This is a genomic window from Peterkaempfera bronchialis (assembly GCF_003258605.2).
GTDB classification, from domain to species: Bacteria; Actinomycetota; Actinomycetes; order Streptomycetales; family Streptomycetaceae; genus Peterkaempfera; species Peterkaempfera bronchialis.
Genome location: NZ_CP031264.1, coordinates 6,975,521 through 7,000,127 on the forward strand (window position 1 = coordinate 6,975,521; position 24,607 = coordinate 7,000,127).

A 24,607-nucleotide genomic window follows, 5' to 3' on the forward strand; every position below is an offset into this window, starting at 1 on the left:
GGCCGGACCGGTCGGTGTCAGCCGAGGGTGCGGTCGAGGTTGAACGCGGCGCTGATCAGCGAGAGATGGGTGAACGCCTGCGGGAAGTTGCCCAGTTGCTCGCCGGTGGGCCCGATCTGCTCGGCGTACAGACCGACGTGGTTGGCGTAGGTGAGCATCTTCTCGAAGGCGAGCCGGGCCTCCTCCAGGCGCCCGGCCCGGGTGAGCGCCTCGACGTACCAGAAGGAGCAGATCGAGAAGGTGCCCTCGGTGCCCCGCAGCCCGTCCGGGCTGGCTTCCGGGTCGTAGCGGTAGACCAGGGAGTCGGACACCAGCTCTGCGCTGAGCGCATCCAGGGTCGTGAGCCACTTGGGGTCGGTGGGCGAGACGAACTTGGCCAGCGGCATCATCAGCACCGAGGCGTCGAGTGCGGTGCCGTCCAGGTGCTGGACGAAGGAGCCCCGTTCGGCGGACCAGCCGCGCTGCATGATCTGCCGGTAGACGGCATCCCGGTTCTGCCGCCAGCGGATGAGGTCGGCGGGCAGGCCGCGCCGGTTGGCCATCCGGATGGCCCGCTCGATGGCCACCCAGCACATCAGCCGTGAGTACAGGAAGTTCTTCCGCCCGCCGCGCGTCTCCCAGATGCCCTCGTCGGGCTGGTCCCAGTGGTCGCAGAGCCAGTCCACCAGGGCGGCCACCGCATCCCACCGGTCGCTGCCGATCGGCTGCCCCCACTTGTCGTAGAGGTAGACCGAGTCGATCAGCGCCCCGTAGATGTCCAGCTGCAGCTGGGTGGCGGCGCTGTTCCCCACCCGTACCGGGGCGGATCCCAGGTGGCCCCGCAGGTGGGGGAGGAGGTGCTCGGGCAGGTCGCGGCGCCCGTCGATGCCGTACATGATCTGCATCGGCCCGGTGGCGTCGTCGCCCCGCATCAGGCAGCGCTGGAAGAGGAAGCCCATGAATGCCTCGGCCTCCGAGGTGAACCCCAGCCTGAGCAGGGCGTAGATGCAGAAGGCGGCGTCGCGGACCCATACGTACCGGTAGTCCCAGTTGCGTTCGCCGCCGATCTGCTCGGGCAGACTGGTGGTCGGCGCGGCCACGACCGCCCCGGTCGGCGCATAGGTGAGCAGCTTCAGCGACAGCGCGGAGCGGTGCACCATCTCCCTCCACCGCCCGTGGTAGCGCGAGGCGGACAGCCAGTGCCGCCAGAACCTCACCGTGGCCTCGAACTCCTCCTCCGCCTCGGCCCGGGGGCAGGCCCGGGGCATGACCTCGTCGCCGAGGTGGTCGAGGGCGAACACCGCGGACTCGCCTTCCAGGAGCTTGAAGCGCGAGAACACGTCCGGGCCGTCACGCTCGATCGTCACGGTGGCCGTCAGCGCCAGCGAGAGCGACCGGGAGCGGAAGAACGCCTGGTGGTGCCGGAGGTCCACGGTGTGCGGCGCGGTCCCGTAGTCGAAGCGGGGCGCCACCCGCGCTGTGAACGGAAGCGACCCCCGTACGCAGATCACCCGCCGGATCAGCCGGTGCCGGTCGCCCTCCCGGGGCGCGTCGCTGACCGGCATGAAGTCCTGGATCTCCCCCACCCCGTCGGCGGCGAAGAAGCGGGTGATCAGGACATTGGTGTCGGGGAAGTAGAACTGCCGGGTCCGGGCCGGAACCTCGGTGGCCAGGGTGAACGACCCGCCCCGTTCGGCGTCCAGGATCGAGGCGAACACACTGGGCGCGTCAAAGCGCGGGCAGCAGTACCAGTCGATGGTGCCATTGGTGCCCACCAGCGCCACCGTGCGGAGATCGCCGATCAGACCGTGCTCGGCGATCGGCAGGCTGCGTGTGGAATCCACCTGCCTGAATCCGGCGTTCTCGAAGACCATGTCGGCCTCCCTGCCAGTCCGGGGCCGTCATTCGAACAACTCCGACATACCAGGGTAGAACGCCGCACCGGCGGGCGCCGGTCGCGGCCGTCCGCGCAGCGCTCAGGAGCGACGCCGGGGCTTCTCGCGCTTACCGGTGCCCGAGCTGCGGGAACCGCTGCGCGGGCGCCCGCCGGTCCTGCCGCCGCCGGTGCTCTGCTGGCGCTTGCCCCCCGTGGCGGCCTGCTTCTGCTTCTGCTTGGGCTGCTGCTTCGGCTCCGCGGCGGCCGGGGCGCGACCCCGTGAGCTGTTCACCGTCCGCCCGCGCACGATCCCGATGAACTCCTCCACCAGGTCGGTGGTCTCCTCCTGCGGCCAGGCCAGCGCGACCTGCGACTGGGGCGCATCCACGACCGGCCGGTAGGTGAGGTCCCTGCGGTGGTGCAGGCGGGCGAGCGACTGCGGGACGACGAGGAGGCCCACCCCCGCCGCCACCAGCTCGACAGCGTCCGCCGTGCTGCCGGGGCGCTCCTTCGCGGGCAGCCCGGGCGGGGTCTCCCACTCCAGGGTGTCGTCCAGGGGGTGCAGCACCAGTTCGTCGGCCAGATCCCCGACGGTCACCTCGGTGGCCGTGGTCATCGCGTGCTCCTTGGGGAGGACGACCACCGTGGTCTCGGTGTAGAGGGGGATCGCGCTGAGGCTGGTCCGGTCGACCGGCAGCCGCACCAGCCCGGCATCGGCGCTGCCGCCGTTCAGTACCTGTACTCCCTCGGCGGCGGGGACGGCGACCAGGGTGAGCGGGACGTCGGGCAGCCTCTCCTCCCAGATGCGCAACCACTTGGTGGGCGTCACTCCTGGAACGTACGCGAGCCGGAACGGTGGGGCTGCCTGCGAGTCTGTCACGCAGGCCAGGCTACCGGCCGTGATCCGGAGCCCACGCGCTCGGTACTCTTGGCCCCATGACATCACCCAAGCCGAAGAAGACCCAGACGATGAAGCCCGCGACAGCGGCGAAGAAACTGGGCATCTACCTCGGGGCCACCCCCGCCGAGTTCCAAGAGGGTGTCGTCTCCCGCGAAGACCTGAACGCGCTCCAGGCCGAGCCTCCCGCCTGGCTGGTCGAGCTGCGACTCAACGGACCGTACCCCCGGCCCGTCGTCGCGGCGAAGCTCGGTGTCTCCATCTCGGGTCTCGCCCGCGGCGGAATCACCGAAGCGCTCACCAAGGATCAGATCGAGGCCCTGAAGTCGGACAACCCCATGTGGCTCCAGCACGAGCGCGCCAACCAGGTCGACGTCCGCAAGGAAGCGCTGCGCATCAAGGAGCTGCACCGGAAGCAGGAGGAAGCCGCGCTCCGCGTCCAAGCCTGACCGGACGCCCGCCGCCGGAGATCGGACGCAGATCTCGCGTCAGTCCTCCAGGATGATGCGGACCTCCGGTGCGAAGGCGGCGGCTGCTGCCTGAAGCCGCGCGGGGTCCAGCTCGCACCAGGACAGCCTCTTGCTCGCAGGCGGGATCTCCAGCGCCACATGCTGGGGCCGGAACACATCCGGATGGCCGATGAGCGGGGGCGCTCCTGCGCGTCGGTCGACGCTGAGGTACCGCCCCCTCGACCGGTTGCTGCCGGCCAGCCGGAGATGCCACACGCGGATCGACTCGATGTCGCCCCATGGAACGACCTGTGTCCGCGAGCCGGTGGGCAGCGGCACCCGGCCCAGCGTCACGCCGTGGTCGTCGATCCGTACGGCGACCCGGCGGCTGCCGGCCACGACGACGGCGATGAGGAACGCGGTGCCGCCCGTGAGGACCGTGATCACCACGATGAACCACACCGGCTGCCGCAGGGCGACGGCGAGTGCCGTGGGGACCAGGCCGGCGACCACTCCCAGGACGGAGCGGCGGTGCCAGCCGTAGCGCGATTCGTAGACCGGGGAGGGGTGTGCCATGGACGTGATCATCCCAAAGGTGGCCCACCGAGGGGAAGAGCTTTCGACAGTGGCATGACACGGCCGACCGGCCGCGCAGCCGCTGGTGTGCGTCACCGCAGCCGACCCGTGATCCCGCAGTAGAGTTCCGCCGCGTCCAGGGCCGGCTCGGCGGGGAGCCGGCCCCGGCCGAGCAGCCGACGGCGGGGGTCCGCGCCCAGCTCGCCGAGGCCGATCGCCCTGCGGGGCCGGGCCCACCAGGGGTGGCAGCAGTGGACCGCGAGGGTGAGCACCGCCAGCCCGGCGACGCAGGCGGCCAGCAGGACGTTGTAGAGAAAGGCCGCGCCGGAGAGCGCCGCCCCCTCGGCCAGGCCGAACCCCGCCGCCCGGGGGCGCCGCCGTCCCGGGCGAAGCGGCACCGGGCGGCGGGTGAAGAACGCGTCCGCCATCAGGTCGTAGTACGCCGACTCCTGCGGTGCGCAGCGGTCCACCACCCGCTGGGCGAGCCGTCGGACGTCGTTCCCCGGTCTGTGCGCCGATCCGTCCGGGCTGCCCCCGGCAGCGGAGTGCGATTGCATGGTCCCCCCAGTGCATCGGATGTGTCGCCCAGGGTAACGGCGTGGTGACGGCACATCAGGGCGGTTGCGCTGATCCGTGACCTTTCTGTACGAACCTTCCGGTCCGGGACGGATTGCCCGCCACCGGGAGGTGTGCTGATGGGTGGACGGCGGTGGGTCTCAGCGCGCCGCCGACACCACCGCAGCGCCGTACCGGCGGCAGCCGGCGGCGTGTCCGCAGGATGCTGCGCCGGTTCGGGCCCGCCACTCCTACGAACGGCTCACGGGCTGTCTGGAGTGACCGGTGCGCGGTGCGGTACCCGGAAGGCGAGCAGGGCGACATCGTCCTGGTAGCCGGTGGTCAGCCGGTCGAGCAGTTCGTCGCAGAAGACGGAGAGCGGGGCGGAGGCCAGGTTCGCGGCGTGCTGCCGCAGGCGGGTGAAGCCGTGGCCGATGTCCTCCCCGGGGCGTTCGATCAGTCCGTCGGTGTAGAGGAGCACGGTCGCACCCGGTGGTACGGCGATATGGGCGTCCGTCCGGGGCGTCGCCGGGTCCAGCCCGAGGATGGGGGCGTGACCGCCCTCCAGCAGTTGGGCGGTGCCGTCGGGCAGGGTGAGCAGCGGCGGCGGGTGTCCGGCGTTGGTCCAGGTCAGCGTCCAGGGACCGGCCGGGGGCGCCTGTAGCTGGGCGATCACGGCGGTGACGAGTTCGATCGAGGTCAGGCCCTGCATGACCCGGTCCAGGCGGCGCATCACCCCGGCCGGGGTGTCACCGCTGTCGTAGGCCAGGGCGCGCAGCATATTGCGGAGCTGCCCCATTCGGACGGCGGCGGCCAGGTCGTGGCCGATCACATCGCCGATCGCCAGCACGGTCGGCCCGACGGGCAGCGGGAAGGCGTCGTACCAGTCGCCGCCCACCTCGGCGCGCTCCCGGGCGGGGGAGTAGCGGGCGGCGAGCGGCAGCCAGTCCAGGCCGGACAGGTCCGGCAGCAGCGAGCGCTGCAACTGCTCGGCGGTGTTCTGCTGGAACGCGTACAACTGGGCGTTCTCCAGGGCCAGTCCGGCCCGGTGGCCCAGATCGCTGGCCAGCGACTGGTCCTCGGCGTCGAAGGGCTCCGCCTGGGGCGGGCGGATCAGGGTGAGCGCGCCCAGCACCTGGCGGCGGGCCCGCATCGGCACGATCAGGACCGGGCCGGCGTCCAGGATGCGGTAGAGGTCCTGCTGCACGGCCTCCAGGGAGCCGGGCTCCGCCGCCCGCGCGGGGGAGGCGAGCGCGAGCGGACCCGCGCCGCGCAGCACGCGGGCCAGCGGGTCGGCGGAGTCGTCGGGCCCGGGAAGCAGACCCGGGCCCATGACCCGGAGGGCGCGGTCGGGGTCGCGGTGGGTGACGGCGATCCGGCGAATCCGCTCGCCGTCCACCAGGTCCACCACACAGGCGTCGGCGAGCTGCGGGACGAGCCGGTGCGACAGGCGGCGCAGGGCCTCCTCCGCGTCCAGGCTGCTGGCCAGCGCGAAGCTGATGTCCGCCAGCAGGCGCAGCCGGGTGGAGGCATGCCCGTGGGAGTCCGGGGCAGCTGCTGGTGCTCTGCGGCTCATCGGGGTCCGCCTCATTCCGTCTTGTGGATGTCCGTACCGTGCCGCCACCCCGGTTCCCGGCGGTGCCCGGTCGATGCCGCGCCAGGTGACCGCGATGCCGCCCAGCGGATGGGCGGTCCGGTGATGGTGCGGGCCAGGGTGCCGCCGAGCCCGGTCAGCGCGGCGACGGCCAGGACGGCGACGGTCCAGGAGGGACCGGGGACAAGGGCACCCACGGCGATGGGCAGTGCCGCCCCGGCCAAGCTGGTCACACTCGCCGCACTCATCGCGGTGAGCCCGCGCTGCCGCTGGTCCGCCGGGCGAGGAGCGCCCCGCCGACGCTGGCGCCGGGGACCAACGTCAGGGTGACCTGGCACAGGGACAGGGGGGACATGATCACACCCCGGCTGCCGCGCGCGGGCCGCACGGGCCCTCGGACGAGTCGTGAAGGATGCCGGGGCGGCGGCGTTCGCCCATGACGGCCTCCCGGGTTCGCTGCGGGGTAGAGGCCATCGGCACCGACGGGTGCGGGCAAGGGCGAGCCTCATCGCCTGACCTCCATGCTGCCCCGTCGGCGGCACTCCTGCCACTGCTCCTGCCGCCGTCCGCCACGCTCTGCCGTGCGCCGGACCTGCCTCCAGCCTGAAGCCGTGGCACACTCTCGCGGTCTACGGCAAGGGGGACCCGCCCAAGCGCCAGTGGCCGGACACCCAGCTGCCCCCGCACCCCGGATACCGGCTCACCCCCTGGAACCCCATCTGGTCCTCCAACGCCAAGGGGTGAGGCCCACTGACGGCGCCCCAGGACGCATGCGTCACACGCTCAGGGGTGTGACACCCCGGGGTGGGCGGCCTCCTGGGCGAGGCGCGTGCGGCAGGTGTGGAGGAAGGTGTCGGACAGGGCGGTGTCGGCGTGCCGCACGGCGCGGGCGAGGACCATGGCCCCGACCAGCTCGCTCAGCATGCGTACGGCCCGGTCACGGGCTTCCTGCTCGGTGAGCGGCCTGCCGTTCCGGGCCGTCTGCGCGGAGAGTGCTGTGGCGAAGCCGGACAGATAGCCCTCCACGCCTTCCGCGTACGCGGTCTGGACGGCCTCGCTCTGCCGCCAGGAGTCCACCACCAGCGAGGCCGAGGGGCAGCCGCCGTCGGGGGGCTCCCCGACTGGCAGGGCCGCATCGTCGTCGACGCGACCAACCAGTTCACGCGGCTGCCACCGGACACGCGGATTGCCGACCTCGGCGACCTCACCGGCAGCGAATACGTCGCCTCGCTGCTGCCCGGAGCCCGTGTGGTCAAGGCGTTCAACACCCTGTACGGCCCGTACATCGCGGCCGACCCACGCCACCCGGCAGGTCGGCGGGTGCTCTTCTACGCCGGAGACGACCCGGACGCCAAGGCCCGCTTCCACCGGCTCGCCGACCAGTTCGGCTTCGCCCCGGTCGACCTCGGCAGCCTCCGCGACGGGGGCCGCCTGATGCAGCTCGGCGGTCCGCTGTCCGGCCTGCACCTCCTCAAGCAGGACTGACCCCCCGCACACCCACCCACCAGAGAAGGACCGCACACCCATGGACAACGCCCCCCAGCCCCTGCTGCGCCCCCTCGCCCTGGGCGACCTGGACCTGCCCAACCGGGTCGTCATGGCCCCGATGACCCGCGCCCGCGCCGCCAACCCCGGCCTCGCGCCCACCGCACTGCACGCCCGCTACTACGCCCAGCGGGCCTCCGCCGGACTGATCATCTCCGAGGGAACCTGGGTCAACCGGCAGTCCATCGGCTTCATCAACGTCCCCGGCATCTACTCCGACCCCCAGGCCGTGGCCTGGCGGGAGGTCACCGACGCGGTCCACGCACGCGGCGGCCGGATCTTCTCCCAGTTCGGCCATGTCGGCTCGGTCTCCCACCCCGACCACTTCGACGGCGAACCGCCGGTCGCGCCGTCCGCCGTCAACCCCGGCGAGCAGTCCTTCACCCCGACGGGCCTCAAGGGCACCGTCACCCCCAGGGCCCTCACCGTCCGCGAGATCGGGCAGACCGTCGCCGACTACCGCACCGCGGCCCTGAACGCCCGCCGCGCGGGCTTCGACGGCGTCGAGATCCACGCCCAGGGCCAGCACCTCATCCCGCAGTTCCTCAACCCCCGGCTCAACCGGCGGACCGACGCCCACGGCGGCAGCCTGGAGAACCGCAGCCGCCTCCTGTTCGAGATCCTCGACGCCGTCACCTCGGTGTGGGACACCCCCCGCATCGGCGTCAAGCTCTCCCCGTACTGGGTCAGTGGCCACGCCTTCACGGCGGACGAGGAGACTCTGGTCGAGTACGACGAGATCACCAAGCAGTTCGCCGGCGCCGACCTCGCCCACCTGCACCTGGTGGACAACAGCCCGGCCGCAGCCACGTCCACCCCCGACCGCGACCTGGCCCCCTTCGCCCGCTATCGCCCGCTCTTCGCCGGCGTCCTGATCGTCAACGCCGGCTTCACCCAGGCCACGGGAAACGCGGTACTCGACGCCGGGCTGGCGGACGCGGTCGCCTTCGGTGCCCCGTACATCGCCAACCCCGACCTGGTCGAACGGTTCACCCATGGCCATGGCCTCGCCGAAGCCGACCGCGCCACCTTCTACACCCCGGGTCCCGCCGGCTACACCGACTACCCGGCAGCCCCCGCCACCACCGGCCCCTGACCACCGGCCCCGTCGGCGCCGGCCCGGCGTACCAGGGCGGTGGCGAGCCGGGTGAGCTGGGTGCGCTGGGTGGGCGTGAGGTGGTCGGTGAGCGTGGTGATGCGGCAGCTGATCTCGGCGGTGCACTGATCGGTGAGCTTTCTGCCGTGCGGGGTGAGCGAGACCAGGACGGCGCGGCCGTCCGGTGGCCATGAGATCCGGTTCCTCGGGGACTGAATCCGGATCACCGCCCCCGAGGGGGTTGCCGGGTCTCTTTTCACGGTCCGTCCCCCCGTCCCCCACCCGCCCCGCGTCGCCGCACCCGTCCCGTCAGGCTGTGGCCTGGTCGATCGCGGCCTGGACGCGCTCGGCGAACTCCGGCTCGAAGTGCGGCATGAGCAGCAGCATCGAGTGGAGCACGCCTTCGCGCGCGTCGAGTTCATGCAGCCGCGTGTGCCCGCGGAACGCGACGGCGAAGCTGGTCCAGTTCCAGATGATGATGAAGACGTCCTCCGCCAGGCGGCGCCGGTCGTCGTGGGGCAGCGCCCTCATCGAGCCCTGCTCGATCAGGGCGTCGATCGCGCTGGTGGTCCAGTCGAGGATCCAGGCGGTCAGATCCCTCAGCCGGGAGGCGAGCAGCTCGTCCCGCCCGGCGATCTCCACCATGTTGGCGAAGAAGAAGCGGTACCGCCAGACCGTGTCCAGGCCGTGGAGGAAGACCTCGGCCCACTGCTGCGGACTCACCGGTGCCGACAGCGGGGCCATCACCGCGCGGGCGGTGGTGTCGATCCGCTCGAACAGGGAGCGGATGATGTGCTCCTTGCTGCGGTAGTGGTAGTAGAGGTTCCCGGGGCTCATCTGCAGGTGGTCCGCGATGTGATTGGTCGTCACCGCCTGGACGCCCCTGCTGTTGAACAGCTCCAGGCTCCCATCGAGGATCCGGTCCTTTGTGCCCGCCATGGTTCCTTGGCCTCCGCTCTGTCTTCTCGCCGTCGGCACCCGCGCCGAGGCAAGTGTGTGCAACTCGTTGACACCGGCACCCCTAGAGCTAATACTCCAGAAACGCGGCTAGAGCCTTAACTCTAATCTTCTTTCCGGGAGCCGGTGCCCCGGACGTCTGTAGGGAGTCTCCATGTCCGCAACATCCGCAACGTCCATCGAGCAATCCACCCCACCAGCCCGCCGCCGCATCCTGGCGCCGCCGGTCCCGCCTGAGGGGGAGGGCGGATTCTCCCGGTCGTGGTTCCCGGTCTGCCTCTCCTCGGACGTGCCGAGCGGGAAGGTCGTGGGCCGCGACTTCCTGGACGGCCGGGTCGTCGTGTACCGGGGACCGGACGGGGCGGCAAAGGTGCTGAGCGCCTACTGCCCGCATCTCGGTGCCGACCTCTCGGTGGGCGACGTCCACGACGGGCAGCTCCGCTGCGCGTTCCACCACTGGCGCTTCGACGGCTCCGGCGCCTGCGTCGGCACCGGCTGCGGCGACCCGGCGCCGCCCCGCGCGCAGCTCTTCGCCTTCCCGGTGCAGGAGCGGTACGGGCTGGTCTGGGCCTTCAACGGCGAGACTCCCACCTTCGACCTGCCGGACTTCCCGTTCCCCGACGGCGAGTTGGTGGTGCGGACGCTGGAGCTGGACGAGATCTTCCCCGTCGACCCGTGGGTCTTCTGCGCCAACACCCCGGACATCCAGCACATCAAGGCGCTGCACGGCATCACCTTCGACAACGGGGACCCCGACCCCGAGCAGTTCACCTGGACCGACCACTCCTTCCGGTACGGCTTCGAGGGAAGGCTGCCCTCCGGTGACCCCATCTCCTACGAGATCGGCATCACCGGGACCAACATCTTCTACCAGTCGGGCTCGGTCAACGGCCGGTGGTTCGGGTTCATCATGCCCTTCGGCATCCCCCAGCCCGGCGCCATCACCTCGTTCCTGGTGCTGGCAGCCCGGGAGGACGACGGCGACCAGGGTGACACCGAGGCGTTCCTCGACTCCGTGCAGGCGCTTGAGGAGAGCATCGTCGCGGACGACCGCCCGGTGCTGAACACCATCCACTTCCGGCCGGGCACCACGACCCGCAGCGACAAGGCGCTCAACCGGTTCCTCCAGTACGTCCGCGACTTCCCCCGGACGCACCCGTCGCGTGACTTCATCAACTGACGCCGCGTCCCGTCACGACCTCGGATGCCCACGATGACCGAGCTGCGTGTCCGGCAACTGCGCTGGGAAGCCGACGACATCGTCTCCCTCACCCTTGCCGAACCCCACGGCAGGCGGCTGCCCTCATGGCAGCCGGGCGCGCATGTGGACCTGCACACGCCCGCCGGTGTCCGCCAGTACTCGCTCTGCGGCAATCCGCGCCGCCGCGACGCATGGCGGGTGGCGGTGTACCGCGAACCCGGAGGGCGAGGGGGATCGCAGTGGGTCCACGACGGGCTCCGGGTCGGCAGCCTCGTCACGGTCGGTGCGCCCCGGAACGCCTTCCCCCTCCTTCCGGCGCCGCGCTACCTGTTCATCGGCGGCGGGATCGGCGTGACCCCGCTGCTCCCCATGATCGACCAGGCCGGGCGGGCCGGAGTGCCGTGGACACTGCTCTACGGCGGCCGGCGCAGGTCCTCCATGGCGTTCCTCAGCGAACTCGGCAGGTACGGGGACCGGGTCCGGCTCCGCCCGGAGGACGAGTACGGACGGCTCGACCTGGCAGCGGAGCTGGACGGCCTGGCGGAGGGAACGGCGGTGTACTGCTGCGGACCTCCCGGACTCGTCGCCGCAGTGGAGGAGCACGACCGGTCCTGGCCGCCCGGCGCCCTCCATATCGAGCGCTTCGCACCGGTGGCGCAGCAGCACCCCCTGGACGACACCGCCTTCGACGTCCAACTCGTCCGCTCCGGGGTGACGCTGCGCATACCCGCCCGGACCTCCATCCTCGATGTGGTCGAGCGGGCCGGCCTGGCCAACGTCGGCAGTTGCTACCAGGGCACCTGCGGCTCCTGCGAGACCAAGGTGGTCGAGGGAACCCCCGACCACCGGGACTCCGTGCTCTCGGCCGACGAGCGCGCCTCCGGCACCAGCATGATGATCTGCGTCTCCCGCTGCACATCGTCCCGGCTGGTGCTCGATCTCTAGCGCCTTGCCCGCCCCCTCCCGCAGGGAACGCAAGGCACCCCACCTGTCCCCGACTCTCGGAGCGAGAGTCCAGAGAAGGGATCCCCATGGCCAGTCTCCTGTCCGCTGCCGACTACCTCGGTGCGTCGGTGTTCGACACCTTCGCCTTTGCACAGACCGTGGTCGTCGGCGACACCATCCACCTGTCCGGAATGACGCCGCTGCGCGGCGAGGTCGACGCGCTGGAACTCGTCTGCCCCGACGACCTGCGCGGACAGACGGAGTTCGAGCTGGACATCCTGCGGCGCTCCCTCGGGGAGGTCGGCGCCCGGCTGGCCGACGTGGTGTCCGTGACCGTCTACACCACCGACATCGACGCGCTCACCGCGCACGCCGACCTGTTCCGCGCCGCCTTCGGGGCGGTCCCCCCGGTGGCGACCTGGGTGCAGGTGCAGCGGCTGCTGCACCCCGGCCAGCTGGTCGAGATCACCGCGACCGCCGTCCGGCGATAGCGCCCACCCGGACTTCGATAACCGCACAGCCTCCCACCACCCTCTGTAGGAGATCCCCCATGCCCCGCGTACTCATCCTCGCCGGCGACGCCTCCGAGGCGCTGGAAACCGTCTACCCGCACCAGCGGCTGCTGGAGGAGGGGTACGAGGTCCACCTCGCCGCGCCCTCCAAGAAGAAGATCCAGCTGGTCGTGCATGACTTCGTGGAAGGGTTCGACACCTACACCGAGAAGCCCGGATACCTCTGGGACGCCGACCTCGCCTTCGCCGAGGTGCGGCCCGAGGACTATGTCGCGCTGGTCATCCCCGGTGGGCGGGCCCCGGAGTACCTCCGCTACGACAGCCATGTGCGGCGTATCGTCGACCACTTCGTCAGCGAGCGGAAGGTGATCGCGGTCCAGTGCCATGGACCCCTGATCCTCGCCGCGACGGGAGCGCTCAAGGGCCGCCGTACGGCGGGCTGGCCCACCATCTCCGCCGACCTGGAGGCGGCCGGGGCCGACTACGCCGGCGACGAGGTGGTGGTCGACGACAACCTGGTCTCCGGTCTGGCATGGCCCGCCCACCCGGTGTGGATGCGCCGGGTCGTCGCTCTGCTGCGGGAGCAGGCGCCGGTGGCGGCAGGCTGAGCGGGCGTACCAGTGCCTGGGCCCGTCCGGAGTTCCGGACGGGCCCGTACCGCGTGGGTCAGCCGTCGAACAGATCGAGCAGCATCGCGCCGGACAGCACCAGCACGGTCACCGGACGCAGCGCCATGAGACCGGCCGCGACCCGGCGGGTCCGCTCGGAGCGGCTGCGGGTGAGCAGCCGGGTGGGGATCAGCGGCCGTCTCCGTCCGGGCCGTCGGCCCGGCCAGTGCCTGCTCGCTCCCGGCGAGCAGGATCGCGACCATCAATGAGTGGCTGCGCCCACGCGTCAGCCGAATGTCTTCTGGAAGCTGCTGTAGCCCGCGGCGGCCACGATCGACGAACGCAGCTCCGGGCAGGACTGCTGGGAGGCGTCATCGAGGTCCGACGCCGTCCGCGGCTTCTGCTCCGGGTGCTTCTCGACCCACCCGGCGAGGTCGACCGTCAGCGCCGCCTGCGCGCCGACCGGCGAGCCGATGCTCTTGAGCTTGGGCTCCTCCTCCGTGAGGAAGGCGCAGAACGCCTTGCCGTCGACCGGGTTGGCGTCCACGGGCGGGGCACTCTCTGCGGCCGGGGCACTCTCTGTGGCCGGGGCACTGTCTGCGGCGCTCGGCGACGCAGCGGCGGCCGATGCGCCTGCCGCGCCGGATCCCTTGTCGCCCCCGCACGCGGTCAGGAGCAGCAGCAGCGCGACCGGTGCCGCATACGTCATGGCTCTCTCACGATGCTTCATGTTCTCCCCCTGGTGTGCGTCCGCTCGGCGGGGCGGTCCTGAAGAGCGAATGTAGGGGCTCGGCCCTGCCCGCAAGGGATTCCGTGGAGACCGGGTGCCCGGCTGTGACGTGGCTGTGACGTGGAGGAGCGGGCCGGCCCGGCTTCGTCGTGTCCGGATCTCTTGACACCTCCGCCACCCATCCCCAGGATATGAACCAACGGTTCGCTAAATGAACCGCTGGGTCGACCAACCTCAGGGGAGAGCTGTGAGCATTCGCATCCGCAAGATCATCAAGCATGTCGACGAGACACGGCTGGAGAACGGCCGCGCGGTGGACCCGGTCCACCGGGTCGCCTTCGTCGGGGCGGTGATCGAGAACCCCTACCCCAGCGGCTACGTCCAGGACCTGGTCACCCTCGCCGACGAGCTGGGCGAGGAGATCGGCCGGCTGGTCGGCCCCCCGTGCGTGGAGCTGCTGGGCGGCGAGGTGGAGGCGTTCGGCAAGGCCGCGCTGGTCGGCATCGACGGGGAGGTCGAGCACGGGTCCGCGCTCATCCACAACCTGCGCTTCGGCAATGTCTTCCGCAACGCGGCCGGCGGTACCGAGCTGCTGCCCGCCGCCGAGAAGGTCGGCCTGCCGGGCAGCCCCATCGACATCCCGCTCAAGCACAAGCTCGACGCCAAGACCCGCTCCCACCACCAGACGGTGACGCTCCAGGTCGCCGACGTGCCCCGGCCCCGGGAGATCCTCGTCATCTGCGCCGCCGCCAACGCCGGCCGGCCGCTGGCCCGCCTCGCGACCTTCGGCGCCGAGACCAAGTAGGCGCCCCGGGTCGGCGACCGCCACCGGCCGCCGGCCACCGAGGCCCAAGACGACGCACCACAGGGAGGGCAGTCCATTGACCGTCACCGACAGCGATACCTGGACCGGCCAGCGGGTCAAGGAGGCCGACCGGGAGTATGTGATCCACTCCTGGTCCGTGCAGGGAGCACTCGACCCGATCCCGGTCGCCGGAGGCGCCGGGTCGTGGTTCTGGGACTACGAGGGCCGCAAGTACCTCGACTTCCAGTCCCAGCTGGTCAACCTCAACCTCGGCCACCAGCACCCCCGCCTGGTCGAGGCCATCCGCCAGCAGGCCGAGCAGCTCTGCTACATCGGCCCCGGCTTCGCCGAGCGCTCCCGCGCCGAACTGGCCGAGATGCTGGCGGAGCTGACCCCGGGCGACCTGAAGATGACCTTCTTCACCACCGGCGGCGCCGCCGCCAACGAGAACGCGATCCGGCTGGCCCGCCATGTGACCGGCCGCCAGAAGGTCATCGCCCGCTACCGCTCCTACCACGGCGCCACCAACGGGGCGATCTCGCTGACCGGCGACCCGCGCCGCTGGTCCGCCGAGCCCGGCATGCCGGGCGTGGTGCGCATGCTGGACCCGTACACCTACCGCTGCCCGGCCGGGCACCCCGACCCGTGCCCGGTCTGCACCGGTGGCCCCCACCTGGAGGAGATCCTCCAGTACGAGAACCCCAACACCGTCGCCGCCGTGATCGTCGAGCCGGTCACCGGCACCAACGGCCTGATCTACCCGCCGGACGGCTATCTGCGCTCGCTGCGCGAGGTCTGCGACCGCTACGGCATCATGCTGATCTTCGACGAGGTGATGGCGGGCTTCGGCCGCACCGGCACCTGGTTCGCCTGCGACCACTGGGACGTGGTGCCGGACATCGTCACCACCGCCAAGGGCCTGAACTCCGGCTATGTCCCGCTGGGCGCGATGACCGTCTCGTCGCGGATCTCCGACTGGCTCAAGGACAACATGTTCTGGGGCGGCCTGACCTACGCCGGCCACCCGCTGGCCTGCGCCTCCGGAGTCGCCTCGCTGAAGATCATGCAGGACGAGCATGTGGTGGAGAACGCCAAGGCGATGGGCGAGCGGCTGGGCGCCGGGCTGGCCCGGCTGGCCGAGCACCACCCGAGCATCGGCGAGATCCGCGGCCGCGGCCTCTTCTACGGGGTCGAACTGGTCAAGGACCGGGAGAGCCGCGAACCGCTGGTCCCGTTCAACGCCAAGGGCCCCGCAGCGGCGCCCGTGGGGCGGCTGCTCAAGACGGCGATGGAGCGCGGGCTCTACCTCACCGCGAACTTCAACGTCCTGCGGCTGACACCGCCGCTCGTCATCCAGGACTCCGAGATCGACCTCGCACTCGACGTTCTGGACGACGTGCTGAAGCTGGCCGACGAGCAGTACGTAGGGTGAGCGCGACAGGCCACCTGAAGGGGTACCCACGATGTCATCGACACTGATCAGAGGCGGTACGGTCGTCAACGCCGAGGGGGCGGTCCGGGCCGATGTGCTGGTACGGGACGGCGTGGTCGCCGCCCTGGGCACCGACCCCTCCTGGACCGCCGACCGGGTGCTGGACGCCACCGGGATGCTGGTGATCCCGGGCGGCATCGACGCGCACACCCACCTCGAATACCCGATCGACGGATTCACCACCCGCACCGCCGACGACTTCCACAGCGGCACGGTCGCCGCGGCCCACGGCGGTACGACCACCGTCCTGGACTTCGTCAAGAAGGAGCCGGACCGCACCCTGCGCGACACCTACCTGGCCCGGCGCGACACGGCGGCGGCCAAGGCGGTGATCGACTTCGGGCTGCACGCCATCGTGCCGCCGCGCGCCCAGCAGCCCGATGTGCTGGACGACCTGCGACGGCTCGCCAAGGAGGGCGCCACCAGCTGGAAGTTCTTCATGGCCTACCCCGGCACCCAGATGGTGGACGACGGCGAACTGCTCGAAGGCTTCGAACTGGCCCTGGAGAACGGCGTACTGCCGATGGTGCACGCCGAGAACGGGCACATGATCGACCGGGAGACCCGGCTGCTGCTGGAGTCGGGCCGCACCGCCGAGCCGTTCCATGCCGTCGCCCACGGCCATGACTCCGAGGCGGAGGCGGTGCACCGCGCCGTCGTCCTCGCCGAATCGGTCGGGACCCCGCTGTATGTCGTCCATGTCTCCAGCGCCGAGGCGGCGGCCGAGATCAGCCGCGCCCGCGCCCAGGGCCACCGGGTCTGGGGCGAGACCTGCCCGCAGTACCTGGCCGTCGCCTTCGAGGACTACCAGGGGCTCGGCGAGCGCGCCGCCGCCTACCTGTGCTCGCCGCCCATCCGGGAGCGCGCCAACCAGCAGGGGCTGTGGACCTTCCTGGCCACCGGCGCACTCTCCACGGTCGCCACGGACCACGCGGGCTTCTGCCTGCACCAGCCCGACGACCTGCCCCCGCAGAAGCTGCGCAGCCCCGGCTACTTCCCCAAGGTCCCCAACGGCGTGCCCGGCATCGAGGACCGGCTGATGGTGCTCTGGGAGACCGGCGTGGCCGCCGGCCGGATCGACCCCTGCCGGTTCGTCGACCTGGTCGCCACCCGCCCGGCGAAGCTCTTCGGCCTCTTCCCCCGCAAGGGCGCGGTCGTGGTGGGCGCCGACGCCGACCTGGTGGTCTGGGACCCGGCGGCCGACCACGTGATCACGGCGGCGGGCAGCCATATGCGCACCGACTACAACCTCTACGAGGGCCTTCGGGTGACCGGCAAGCCGGTCCACGTCCTCTCCCGAGGAGACCACCTGGTCGACGCCGAAGGAACCTTCACCGGCACGGCCGGCCGTGGGGCCTTCCTCAGCCGCGGCAAGCCGCACCTCTTCTGAGACAAGCACAGAACGGAGCAGTGGCCCAATGAAGATCCCCCTGGGCATCCACGTCGGCGAACGGCTGAGCCTGGAGCAGACCTACTGGCAGGCCGAACTCGCCGACACCAACGGCTTCGAATCCGTCTGGGTCGCCGAAGGACGCCTGGCCCGCGACGGCATCGTCCCCGCCGCGATCATCGCCAGCCGGACCAGGAACGTGAAGATCGGCACCGGCGTCGTCAACAACAAGAGCCGCAACGCCGCCCTGATGGCGGTGACGTTCAAGACCCTGGACGAGGTCGCCCCCGGCCGGGCCATCCTCGGCATCGGCGCCTGGTGGGAGCCGCTGGCCACCAAGGTCGGCGAGCCGCTGCGCAAGCCGGTCGCCTCGATGCGCGAGTACATCACCGTCCTCCAGCGCTTCTTCAGCAATGAGGTCGTCACCTTCGACGGCGAGTTCGTCACCATGGACGACGTCCGGTTCGACAGCATGTACCGGGAGAACAAGCCGGTCGACATCCCCATCTACATCGGCGCCGTCGGCCCCCGGATGCTGGAGCTGGCCGGTGAGATCAGCGACGGCGTGCACATGGACTTCCTGCTGCCGCCCTCGTACCTGACCGGCGCCCGCGAGGCCATCGACCGGGGCGTCGCCAAGCGGACCGACGGCAGGACCGGCATCGACCTCACCCAGATCGTCGCGTGCAGCGTCAACGACGACGACCCGCAGGAGGCCATCGACGCCTGCAAGGCGTTCCTCACCCTCTACCTCGCCCAGCAGCCGCACATCGCCGAGCACTGCGGCGTCGAGCGCGAGCTGGTCGACCGCATCCAGGAGGTGGCGGGCTGGCCGGCCACCCCCAGCGACATCAAGCGGGCCATGCCGCTCGTCCCCAACCACCTGGTCCAGAACGTCACCGCCTGCGGCTCCACCGACGACGCCTTCAACAAGCTGCTCTCCTACCACGAGGCCGGAGTGCGCTGCCCGATCATCTCCACCCTCGGCGAGAAGGAGCAGACCCTCACCCGCCTCGCCCAGGCCGCGAAGGGCTGACGCCATGGCCACCCCCGACAGCCCTCCCCGAACCCCGGTCGCCGTCGTCGGCGGCACCGGGCCGCAGGGCAAGGGAATCGCCTACCGCCTCGCCCGGGCCGGCCACCCCGTGATCCTCGGCTCCCGCGACGCCGGACGGGCGGCGGCCGCCGCCGCCGAGCTGTGCGCGCTGCCCGGCGTCACCGCACCGGTCAGCGGCGCGGCCAACGAGGACGCGGCCCGCGCCGCCGGGACCGTCCTGCTCGCCGTCCCCTACCAGGGCCACGCCGAGCTGATCGGCTCCCTCGCCGCCGCACTGGACGGCAAGCTGCTGATCTCCTGCGTCAACCCGCTCGGCTTCGACCGCCACGGCCCCTACGGGCTCGCGGTCGAGGCGGGCAGCGCCGCCGAGGAGGCCGCAGCCCTCGTGCCCACCGCCTCGGTCGTCGGCGCCTTCCACCACCTGGCGGCGCCGCTGCTGCTCGACCCGGAAGCGGACCTCAGCCATGAGGACGTCCTGGTCTGCGGCGACGACACCGAGGCCAAGGCACGGGTGGCAGCGCTGGCCGCCGAGGTGACCGGCGGCCGGGCACTGGACGCCGGACGGCTGCGCCTGGCCCGCCAGCTCGAACCCCTCACCGCCGTCCTGATCTCCGTGAACAAGCGCTACCGGACGAGGTCGGGCATCTCCCTGACCGGCCTGCCCGTCCCGACCGCCGCCCCGAAGGAGGCAGTCGCATGAAACTCGCCGCAGTCCAGCTGCACGCCACCGACGACCGCACCGAGACCGTCGCCCGGGCGGCCGACCTGGTGGACGCCGCCGCCGACCAGGGCGCCGGGATCGTGCTGCTGCCCGAGCTGTTCGCCGTCCCCTTCGTCCAGCCCGACCCCGACCCGGAGTACTTCCGGCTCGCGGAGCCCCTGGACGGCCCGTCGAACACCATGGCCGCCGAACGCTCCCGCCGCGCCGGGATCACCGTGGTCTCCTCGGTCTTCGAGGCCGGCGACACCCCGGGCGTGTACTACAACACCGCCTGCACCTATGTGCGCGGCGAGCTGAAGTCCGTCTACCGCAAGTCGCACCTGCCGTTCTCCAACGGCTTCCCCGAGAAGTACTACTTCCGGCCCGGCGGCACCGAGCCGGAGGTGGTCGACACCGGCGAGACCGGCGTCGGCACCATCATCTGCTACGAACGGCACTTCCCCGAGCTGAGCCGGATCGTGGCGCTGCGCGGCGGCTCCGTGCTCTGCGTCCCCGTGGCGTCGGCCTCCGCCCCCATGCGCGAGGTCTTCCAGCTGGAGCTGCGCGCCCACGCCGTGTTCAACGGACTCTTTGTGATCTGCGCCAACCGGGTCGGCACCGAGGGCGTCAAGGAGTACTTCGGGCTGAGCGCCGTCTACGGCCCCGACGGCGACATCCTCGCCCAGGCCGCCGACGACCGCGACGACGTGGCCGTGGCCGAGGTCGACCCGGAGCGGGTGGCCGCCACCCGCCGCAGCCGGCCGTTCCTGCGCGACCGCCGCCCCGAGCTGTACGAGCGGCTGACCCGGATGGGACCGGCCTCCTCATGACCGGCCGCCTCCCCGCCGACGCCGTGACGGCCGGCCGCGACCCGGCCGTCACGGCGTGGACCGCCCTGGTACCGGCCAAGCCGTTCGCGCTGGCCAAGAGCCGCTGCGCGGACCTCACCCCGGCCGCCCGGCGGACCCTGGCCAGGGCGATGCTCACCGATGTGGTCACCCGCCTGGGTGCGGTCCCCTCGGTGCACGCGGTCGTCGTGGTCGGCGGCGGCCCCGAGGTGACGGGCACGGCCCTCGCCTCGGGCGCCGCCGCCTTCACCACGACCCACGGCCCCGGCCTCAACGCCGAGACCGCCGACGCCCTGGCGGCGCTGGACGGCCCGGCCCGCAGGTTCGCCGTGGTCATGGGCGACCTTCCGGGCGCGGCCCCCGCCGACTTCGCCGCCGCGCTCGCGGCGGCCGGGCGGCACGGCGGCCCGGCCCTGGTCGCGGACGCCGAGGGCACCGGGACGACCCTGCTGGCCCTGCCCGGGCCGCAGGAGTTCCGGCCCTTCCTCGGCCCGGGGTCGCGCGGGCGGTTCCTCGCTGCGGGGTACCGGGAGCTGGACGTCCCCGCCGCCTCCCCGCTGCGCCGCGACATCGACACCGTGGAGCAGCTGCTCGCGCTGCCGGCGGCCACGCTCGGCCCCGCCACCCGCGCCTGGCTCGCCGCCCGGGAGCCGGCCCGCCCGGCGGGCCGGACCCGGATACCGGAGGTCGCGGCACTGTGAACGCACAGCCTGACGCCCCGACCAGCCCGGCCCCGACCAGCCCGGCCCCGACCACCGCAGCCCCGACCAGCCCGGCCCTGCCCACCCCAGCCTCGCCGCCCCCCACCCGCTCCGCGATGAACCGCGCGCTGCGCCGGGCCCGCGACGCCGTCGCCCTGGACGCCGCCGAGGCCGAGGTCCTGCTGCACGCCCGGGGGAGCGACCTGGACCGGCTCTGCGAGGCCGCAGGCCGGGTGCGGGACGCCGGACTGCTCGCCGCCGGGCGGCCCGGGGTCGTCACCTACTCCCGCAAGGTCTTCATCCCGCTCACCCGGCTCTGCCGCGACCGCTGCCACTACTGCACCTTCGCCACCGTCCCCGGTCGGCTGCCCGCGCCCTACCTCAGCCCCGACGAGGTGCTGGAGACCGCCCGCGCCGGAGCGGCGGCAGGCTGCAAGGAGGCCCTGTTCACCCTGGGCGACCGGCCGGAGGACCGCTGGCCGCAGGCCCGCGAGTGGCTGGACGCGCGCGGCTACGACGACACGCTCTCCTATGTCCGGGCGATGGCGGTCCTGGTGCTGGAGGAGACCGGGCTGCTGCCGCACCTCAACCCCGGCGTGCTCTCCTGGACCGACCTCCAGCGGCTCAAGCCGGTGGCGCCGTCGATGGGGATGATGCTGGAGACCACGGCGACCCGGCTCTGGTCCGAACCCGGCGGCCCGCACCACGGGTCGCCCGACAAGGACCCGGCCGTCCGGCTGCGGGTGCTGGAGGACGCCGGCCGGTCCCATGTCCCGTTCACCACCGGCATCCTGGTCGGCATCGGCGAGACCCACCGCGAACGGGTGGACGCGCTGCTGGCGATCCGCCGGACCGCCCGCGCCTACCAGGGCATCCAGGAAGTGATCGTCCAGAACTTCCGCGCCAAGCCCGACACGGCCATGCGCAACGCCCCGGACACCGAAACCGACGAGCTGGCCGCGACGGTCGCCGTGGCCCGGCTGCTGCTCGGCCCCGGCATCCGCCTCCAGGCCCCGCCCAACCTGGTCGGCGCCGACCGCGCGCTGCTGCTGCGGGCCGGGATCGACGACTGGGGCGGGGTCTCCCCGGTGACCCCCGACCACGTCAACCCGGAGCGGCCCTGGCCGCAGATCGAGGAGCTGGCCGCGCAGAGCGCCGCCGCCGGGTTCACCCTGCGCGAGCGCCTGACCATTTACCCCGAGTACATCGCCCGGGGCGAGCCGTGGCTCGACCCCCGGCTGCGCGGCCATGTCGAGGCGCTGGCCGAACCGGGCACCGCACTGGCCGCCGAAGGCACGGTGCCGACCGGGCGGCCATGGCAGGAGCCGGAGACCCCGCTGGCGGACACCGGCCGGACCGACCTCTTCCACACCATCGACTCGGCAGGCCGGACCGCCGACCGCAGGGCGGACTTCGACGCGGTCTACGGGGACTGGGACGCGGTGGCCGCCGCCGTCCCGGCCGCCGCCACCCGGCTCGGCCGGCAGCGCGACCGGACGGGCCCCGCCGGGCGGCTGCGCCCCGGGTTCGCCGCCGCGCTGCGCGCGGCCGAGGCCGATCCGGCGGGCCTGGCCGACGGCCATGCGCTGACCCTGCTGGACGCGGGGCCGGGCGCCGAGATCGAGGCGCTGGCGAGCCTCGCGGACGGCCTGCGGGCCGCCGCCGTCGGTGACGCGGTCACCTATGTCGTCACCAGGAACATCAACTTCACCAATGTCTGCTACACCGGCTGCCGGTTCTGCGCGTTCGCCCAGCGCCGCACCGACGCCGACGCCTACACGCTCTCCCTCGGGCAGATCGGGGTCCGGGCGGAGCAGGCGTGGCAGGCCGGCGCGGGGGAGGTGTGCCTCCAGGGCGGTATCCATCCGGACCTGCCGGGGACGGCGTACTTCGACATCGCCGCGGAGGTCAAGCGGCGCACCCCCGGGATGCATGTGCACGCCTTCTCGCCGATGGAGGTGGTCAACGGCGCGGCCAGGACGGACCTGTCGATCGCGGACTGGCTGACCGCCGCCCGCGAGGCCGGGGTGGACTCGCTGCCCGGTACGGCCGCCGAGATCCTGGACGACGAGGTGCGCTGGGTGCTGACCAAGGGCAAGCTGCCCGCCGCCGCCTGGATCGAGGTGGTCACCACGGCCCACCGGCTGGGCATCCCCACCACCGCCACCATGATGTACGGGCATGTCGACACCCCGCGCCACTGGGTGGACCACATTCGGCTGATCGGGCGGCTCCAGGAGGAGACGGGCGGCTTCACCGAGTTTGTGCTGCTGCCGTTCGTCCATACCAATGCGCCCGTGTACCTCGCCGGGATCGCCAGGCCCGGGCCGACCGCCCTGGAGAACCGGGCGGTGCACGCGCTGGCCCGCATCCTGCTGCACGGCAGGATCGGCAACATCCAGACCAGCTGGGTCAAGCTCGCCCACCACACCGTGGTGGAGGTGCTGCGCGGCGGGGTCAATGACGTCGGAGGCACGCTGATGGAGGAGACCATCAGCCGGATGGCGGGCTCGCAGCAGGGCAGCGCCAAGGGCGTCGCCGACCTGGAGCAGCTGGCTGCGGACGCCGGGCGGCCCGCCCGGATGCGCACCACGACCTATGGCGCGGTGGACCCCGGGCGGGAGGCGGTGGCGCGGGCCCACGACGGGCTCTGGCGCCCCGCGCCGCTGCCGCTGGTCGACCGTTCCTGAAGGGCGCCGGAGGACGGCCCCCCCGCTGTTCTCCGGCGCTCCTCCGCCCTTCCGGCCGTTCCGGTCGGGCCCCCGGCCGGTCGGTAGGGAAAGGCGGGGAAAACCGCCGGTACGCAAATCCCGCCGCGCGGTCCCTTTCCGCCGGGTGCCGCCTCTTCGCGGAATCCGCCCGGCCCGCCCCCCGGTTCCGCTCCGTAACCCCGCGACGCGCTTTGCGCTGTGCCCGGCGGCCTTTATCCGAATGAGCCCCGGGCGCTTTGCGGATACGTATGGGCAACGGCTGCACAACGTAGCCGAGAAAGTTCTCCCGACCCGTTGACGGGGTCTTGGCCGCCCTCTAGCGTGAACCATCAGTTCACTGAGTGATCCGATAGTCGGGTTGGCCGGCAAGAGCCGCCGCCCCCCGGACGACGCTTCCGAAGGATTCGGAGAGTGCCTGAGCATGACAGCGACGAAGATCCCTGCATCGCCACCCTCGACGGCCGGCCGGGGCCCGCTCGCTGAGCCCGCCGCGCCCACCACCACCGACCGGCGGCGCCGCGCGCTCGGCGCACGAGCGGTCAACCTGCTCGGAGCGCTGCTGGTGGTGGCCCTGTTCGCCGCTCTCTGGGAGGGCTACAAGGCCGCAGGCCGCGCCCTTGGCGACCGCATCGCGGGCTGGAGCCTGCCGGTCGCCACCGACGACCTGTCCATGCCGCACCTCTGGACGGTGCTGCGCTCCCTCGCCGAGCCGGCCCGGCAGGGCGACCCCACCTCGCTGGCCGGCTACCTGCTCGGGGAGACGGCGGTGACCCTGCGGGAGGCGCTGTACGGCCTGGTCGCCGGCTCGCTGCTCGGCCTCGCGCTGGCGGTGCTCTTCCTGCACGCCGCGCCGGTCAGCAGGGGCCTGATGCCCTGGCTGGTGGCCTCCCAGACCGTCCCGCTGGTCGCCATCGCGCCCATGATCGTGATCTGGGGCGGCAAGGCCGGCGCCCCGCCGTGGGTCGCCGTCACCGGGATCGCCGCCTATCTGGCGTTCTTCCCGGTGACCATCAACGCCCTGCGCGGCCTGAAGTCGCCGCCCAAGGTCCAGTTGGAGTTCATGCGCAGCGTGGGCGCGGGCCGCCGTCAGGTCCTGTTCTGGCTGCGGGTGCCCGCCGCGCTGCCCTTCGTCTTCGCCGGGCTGCGGCTCGCCGCCACCGCCAGTGTCGTCGGCGCCATCGTCGGCGAGCTGTCGGCCGGCACCGGACGCGGCATCGGCCGGGTGATCCTCTCGTCCGCCTACTACTACTCCAACGGCCCGGAGAAGCTGTACGCCGCGGTGCTGGTCGCCGCCCTGGCCGGGATCGTCTTCGTCCAGCTGCTGGCCCTCGCGGAGCGGTTCGCCCTCCGCCACCGGGCCGCTCGCTGACCCGCCGTCCGAC

Annotated in this window: 26 protein-coding genes; 16 read left to right on the plus strand and 10 right to left on the minus strand. The window is 72.2% G+C overall.

Annotation, left to right across the window (positions count from 1 at the left end; genetic code table 11):
* Positions 1-17: 17 nt before the first annotated feature.
* Positions 18-1,853 (minus strand): glycoside hydrolase family 15 protein, encoded by a 1,836-nt coding sequence (locus tag C7M71_RS29815; protein WP_111490478.1) that lies wholly within the window; start codon positions 1,851-1,853, stop codon positions 18-20.
* A gap of 102 nt (positions 1,854-1,955) precedes the next feature.
* Positions 1,956-2,735 (minus strand): LysR family substrate-binding domain-containing protein, encoded by a 780-nt coding sequence (locus C7M71_RS29820; RefSeq protein WP_111490479.1) that lies wholly within the window; start codon positions 2,733-2,735, stop codon positions 1,956-1,958.
* Positions 2,736-2,791: 56 nt separating this feature from the next.
* Here C7M71_RS29820 and C7M71_RS29825 point away from each other — a divergent pair, with 56 nt between their 5' ends.
* On the plus strand, positions 2,792-3,202 hold the full coding sequence (locus tag C7M71_RS29825) for a DUF5997 family protein (protein WP_111490480.1): 411 nt from the start codon (positions 2,792-2,794) through the stop codon (positions 3,200-3,202).
* A 39-nt stretch (positions 3,203-3,241) separates the two neighbouring features.
* Here C7M71_RS29825 and C7M71_RS29830 read toward each other — a convergent pair whose 3' ends face one another.
* The 5 genes from C7M71_RS29830 to C7M71_RS29850 form a co-directional block, all read right to left on the minus strand.
* A complete protein-coding gene (locus tag C7M71_RS29830; RefSeq protein WP_111490481.1) occupies positions 3,242-3,778 on the minus strand; it encodes a hypothetical protein in 537 nt (178 codons plus the stop codon).
* A gap of 92 nt (positions 3,779-3,870) precedes the next feature.
* A complete protein-coding gene (locus C7M71_RS29835) occupies positions 3,871-4,335 on the minus strand; it encodes a hypothetical protein (protein ID WP_162824475.1) in 465 nt (154 codons plus the stop codon).
* Positions 4,336-4,595: 260 nt separating this feature from the next.
* Positions 4,596-5,909, minus strand: coding sequence for a PP2C family protein-serine/threonine phosphatase (locus C7M71_RS29840; protein WP_229759007.1), 1,314 nt, complete (start codon positions 5,907-5,909; stop codon positions 4,596-4,598).
* Positions 5,910-5,920: 11 nt separating this feature from the next.
* Positions 5,921-6,160 carry a hypothetical protein gene (locus C7M71_RS29845; RefSeq protein ID WP_111490484.1) on the minus strand — a complete coding sequence of 80 codons (240 nt, stop codon included), beginning with the start codon at positions 6,158-6,160 and terminating at the stop codon, positions 5,921-5,923.
* A gap of 550 nt (positions 6,161-6,710) precedes the next feature.
* Complete coding sequence (locus C7M71_RS29850) at positions 6,711-7,007, minus strand: hypothetical protein (RefSeq protein WP_175607610.1); 297 nt, start codon at positions 7,005-7,007, stop codon at positions 6,711-6,713.
* 168 nt (positions 7,008-7,175) lie between these two features.
* On the opposite strand from C7M71_RS29850, the gene C7M71_RS33035 reads away from it, so the two are divergent.
* Together C7M71_RS33035 and C7M71_RS29860 are read left to right on the plus strand one after the other, a co-directional pair.
* Positions 7,176-7,412, plus strand: coding sequence for an NAD(P)-binding domain-containing protein (locus tag C7M71_RS33035; RefSeq protein ID WP_322975210.1), 237 nt, complete (start codon positions 7,176-7,178; stop codon positions 7,410-7,412).
* Between the two features lie 40 nt (positions 7,413-7,452).
* A complete protein-coding gene (locus C7M71_RS29860; protein ID WP_111490485.1) occupies positions 7,453-8,568 on the plus strand; it encodes an alkene reductase in 1,116 nt (371 codons plus the stop codon).
* On the opposite strand, the gene C7M71_RS29865 is transcribed toward C7M71_RS29860, so the two are convergent.
* Both C7M71_RS29865 and C7M71_RS29870 read right to left on the minus strand, forming a co-directional pair.
* Positions 8,535-8,795, minus strand: a complete 261-nt coding sequence (locus C7M71_RS29865; RefSeq protein WP_111490486.1) for a MarR family winged helix-turn-helix transcriptional regulator — start codon at positions 8,793-8,795, stop codon at positions 8,535-8,537. The genes C7M71_RS29860 and C7M71_RS29865 overlap by 34 nt on opposite strands.
* 82 nt (positions 8,796-8,877) lie before the next feature.
* On the minus strand, positions 8,878-9,507 hold the full coding sequence (locus C7M71_RS29870; RefSeq protein WP_111490487.1) for a TetR/AcrR family transcriptional regulator: 630 nt from the start codon (positions 9,505-9,507) through the stop codon (positions 8,878-8,880).
* A 172-nt stretch (positions 9,508-9,679) separates the two neighbouring features.
* On the opposite strand from C7M71_RS29870, the gene C7M71_RS29875 reads away from it, so the two are divergent.
* The 4 genes from C7M71_RS29875 (at position 9,680) to C7M71_RS29890 (ending at position 12,791) form a co-directional block, all read left to right on the plus strand.
* The gene (locus C7M71_RS29875) at positions 9,680-10,705 is read left to right on the plus strand and encodes an aromatic ring-hydroxylating oxygenase subunit alpha (RefSeq protein ID WP_111490488.1); all 1,026 of its coding nucleotides are present in this window, start codon (positions 9,680-9,682) and stop codon (positions 10,703-10,705) included.
* A 33-nt stretch (positions 10,706-10,738) separates the two neighbouring features.
* On the plus strand, positions 10,739-11,671 hold the full coding sequence (locus C7M71_RS29880; protein WP_111490489.1) for a PDR/VanB family oxidoreductase: 933 nt from the start codon (positions 10,739-10,741) through the stop codon (positions 11,669-11,671).
* A gap of 86 nt (positions 11,672-11,757) precedes the next feature.
* Positions 11,758-12,162: a Rid family hydrolase gene (locus C7M71_RS29885; protein WP_111490490.1), complete on the plus strand. Its 405-nt coding sequence runs from the start codon at positions 11,758-11,760 to the stop codon at positions 12,160-12,162.
* 59 nt (positions 12,163-12,221) lie between these two features.
* Positions 12,222-12,791, plus strand: a complete 570-nt coding sequence (locus C7M71_RS29890; RefSeq protein ID WP_111490491.1) for a DJ-1/PfpI family protein — start codon at positions 12,222-12,224, stop codon at positions 12,789-12,791.
* Between the two features lie 286 nt (positions 12,792-13,077).
* On the opposite strand, the gene C7M71_RS30890 is transcribed toward C7M71_RS29890, so the two are convergent.
* Positions 13,078-13,338 carry a hypothetical protein gene (locus C7M71_RS30890; protein ID WP_162824478.1) on the minus strand — a complete coding sequence of 87 codons (261 nt, stop codon included), beginning with the start codon at positions 13,336-13,338 and terminating at the stop codon, positions 13,078-13,080.
* Positions 13,339-13,768: 430 nt separating this feature from the next.
* Here C7M71_RS30890 and C7M71_RS29900 point away from each other — a divergent pair, with 430 nt between their 5' ends.
* The 9 genes from C7M71_RS29900 (at position 13,769) to C7M71_RS29940 (ending at position 24,594) form a co-directional block, all read left to right on the plus strand.
* Entirely contained in the window at positions 13,769-14,326 is a 558-nt protein-coding gene (locus C7M71_RS29900; RefSeq protein WP_229759008.1) for an amino acid synthesis family protein, read from the plus strand.
* A 76-nt stretch (positions 14,327-14,402) separates the two neighbouring features.
* Positions 14,403-15,758: an aminotransferase class III-fold pyridoxal phosphate-dependent enzyme gene (locus tag C7M71_RS29905; RefSeq protein ID WP_111490492.1), complete on the plus strand. Its 1,356-nt coding sequence runs from the start codon at positions 14,403-14,405 to the stop codon at positions 15,756-15,758.
* A gap of 31 nt (positions 15,759-15,789) precedes the next feature.
* Positions 15,790-17,208, plus strand: coding sequence for a dihydropyrimidinase (gene hydA, locus C7M71_RS29910; RefSeq protein ID WP_111490493.1), 1,419 nt, complete (start codon positions 15,790-15,792; stop codon positions 17,206-17,208).
* Between the two features lie 28 nt (positions 17,209-17,236).
* Positions 17,237-18,244, plus strand: a complete 1,008-nt coding sequence (locus C7M71_RS29915) for an LLM class flavin-dependent oxidoreductase (RefSeq protein WP_111490494.1) — start codon at positions 17,237-17,239, stop codon at positions 18,242-18,244.
* A gap of 4 nt (positions 18,245-18,248) precedes the next feature.
* On the plus strand, positions 18,249-18,965 hold the full coding sequence (gene npdG, locus C7M71_RS29920) for an NADPH-dependent F420 reductase (RefSeq protein ID WP_111490495.1): 717 nt from the start codon (positions 18,249-18,251) through the stop codon (positions 18,963-18,965).
* Entirely contained in the window at positions 18,962-19,795 is an 834-nt protein-coding gene (locus C7M71_RS29925) for a carbon-nitrogen hydrolase family protein (RefSeq protein WP_111490496.1), read from the plus strand. Before npdG ends, C7M71_RS29925 begins: the two co-directional genes overlap by 4 nt.
* Positions 19,792-20,514 carry an NTP transferase domain-containing protein gene (locus C7M71_RS29930; RefSeq protein ID WP_114914641.1) on the plus strand — a complete coding sequence of 241 codons (723 nt, stop codon included), beginning with the start codon at positions 19,792-19,794 and terminating at the stop codon, positions 20,512-20,514. The genes C7M71_RS29925 and C7M71_RS29930 overlap by 4 nt, the downstream gene beginning before the upstream one ends.
* 116 nt (positions 20,515-20,630) lie before the next feature.
* The gene (locus C7M71_RS29935; RefSeq protein ID WP_229759265.1) at positions 20,631-23,204 is read left to right on the plus strand and encodes a bifunctional FO biosynthesis protein CofGH; all 2,574 of its coding nucleotides are present in this window, start codon (positions 20,631-20,633) and stop codon (positions 23,202-23,204) included.
* A 442-nt stretch (positions 23,205-23,646) separates the two neighbouring features.
* The gene (locus tag C7M71_RS29940) at positions 23,647-24,594 is read left to right on the plus strand and encodes an ABC transporter permease (protein ID WP_111488804.1); all 948 of its coding nucleotides are present in this window, start codon (positions 23,647-23,649) and stop codon (positions 24,592-24,594) included.
* The last annotated feature ends 13 nt before the right edge of the window (positions 24,595-24,607 follow it).

Excerpts from the sequence above, each read along its gene's own strand:
- C7M71_RS29815 (WP_111490478.1), bottom strand. The coding sequence starts at position 1,853 with ATGGTCTTCGAGAACGCCGGATTCAGGCAGGTGGATTCCACACGCAGC.
- C7M71_RS29825 (WP_111490480.1), top strand. The coding sequence starts at position 2,792 with ATGACATCACCCAAGCCGAAGAAGACCCAGACGATGAAGCCCGCGACA.
- C7M71_RS29830 (WP_111490481.1), bottom strand. The coding sequence starts at position 3,778 with ATGGCACACCCCTCCCCGGTCTACGAATCGCGCTACGGCTGGCACCGC.
- C7M71_RS29835 (WP_162824475.1), bottom strand. The coding sequence starts at position 4,335 with ATGCAATCGCACTCCGCTGCCGGGGGCAGCCCGGACGGATCGGCGCAC.
- C7M71_RS29840 (WP_229759007.1), bottom strand. The coding sequence starts at position 5,909 with ATGAGCCGCAGAGCACCAGCAGCTGCCCCGGACTCCCACGGGCATGCC.
- C7M71_RS29860 (WP_111490485.1), top strand. The coding sequence starts at position 7,453 with ATGGACAACGCCCCCCAGCCCCTGCTGCGCCCCCTCGCCCTGGGCGAC.
- C7M71_RS29870 (WP_111490487.1), bottom strand. The coding sequence starts at position 9,507 with ATGGCGGGCACAAAGGACCGGATCCTCGATGGGAGCCTGGAGCTGTTC.
- C7M71_RS29875 (WP_111490488.1), top strand. The coding sequence starts at position 9,680 with ATGTCCGCAACATCCGCAACGTCCATCGAGCAATCCACCCCACCAGCC.
- C7M71_RS29880 (WP_111490489.1), top strand. The coding sequence starts at position 10,739 with ATGACCGAGCTGCGTGTCCGGCAACTGCGCTGGGAAGCCGACGACATC.
- C7M71_RS29885 (WP_111490490.1), top strand. The coding sequence starts at position 11,758 with ATGGCCAGTCTCCTGTCCGCTGCCGACTACCTCGGTGCGTCGGTGTTC.
- C7M71_RS29890 (WP_111490491.1), top strand. The coding sequence starts at position 12,222 with ATGCCCCGCGTACTCATCCTCGCCGGCGACGCCTCCGAGGCGCTGGAA.
- hydA (WP_111490493.1), top strand. The coding sequence starts at position 15,790 with ATGTCATCGACACTGATCAGAGGCGGTACGGTCGTCAACGCCGAGGGG.
- C7M71_RS29915 (WP_111490494.1), top strand. The coding sequence starts at position 17,237 with ATGAAGATCCCCCTGGGCATCCACGTCGGCGAACGGCTGAGCCTGGAG.
- npdG (WP_111490495.1), top strand. The coding sequence starts at position 18,249 with ATGGCCACCCCCGACAGCCCTCCCCGAACCCCGGTCGCCGTCGTCGGC.
- C7M71_RS29925 (WP_111490496.1), top strand. The coding sequence starts at position 18,962 with ATGAAACTCGCCGCAGTCCAGCTGCACGCCACCGACGACCGCACCGAG.
- C7M71_RS29930 (WP_114914641.1), top strand. The coding sequence starts at position 19,792 with ATGACCGGCCGCCTCCCCGCCGACGCCGTGACGGCCGGCCGCGACCCG.
- C7M71_RS29935 (WP_229759265.1), top strand. The coding sequence starts at position 20,631 with ATGAACCGCGCGCTGCGCCGGGCCCGCGACGCCGTCGCCCTGGACGCC.
- C7M71_RS29940 (WP_111488804.1), top strand. The coding sequence starts at position 23,647 with ATGACAGCGACGAAGATCCCTGCATCGCCACCCTCGACGGCCGGCCGG.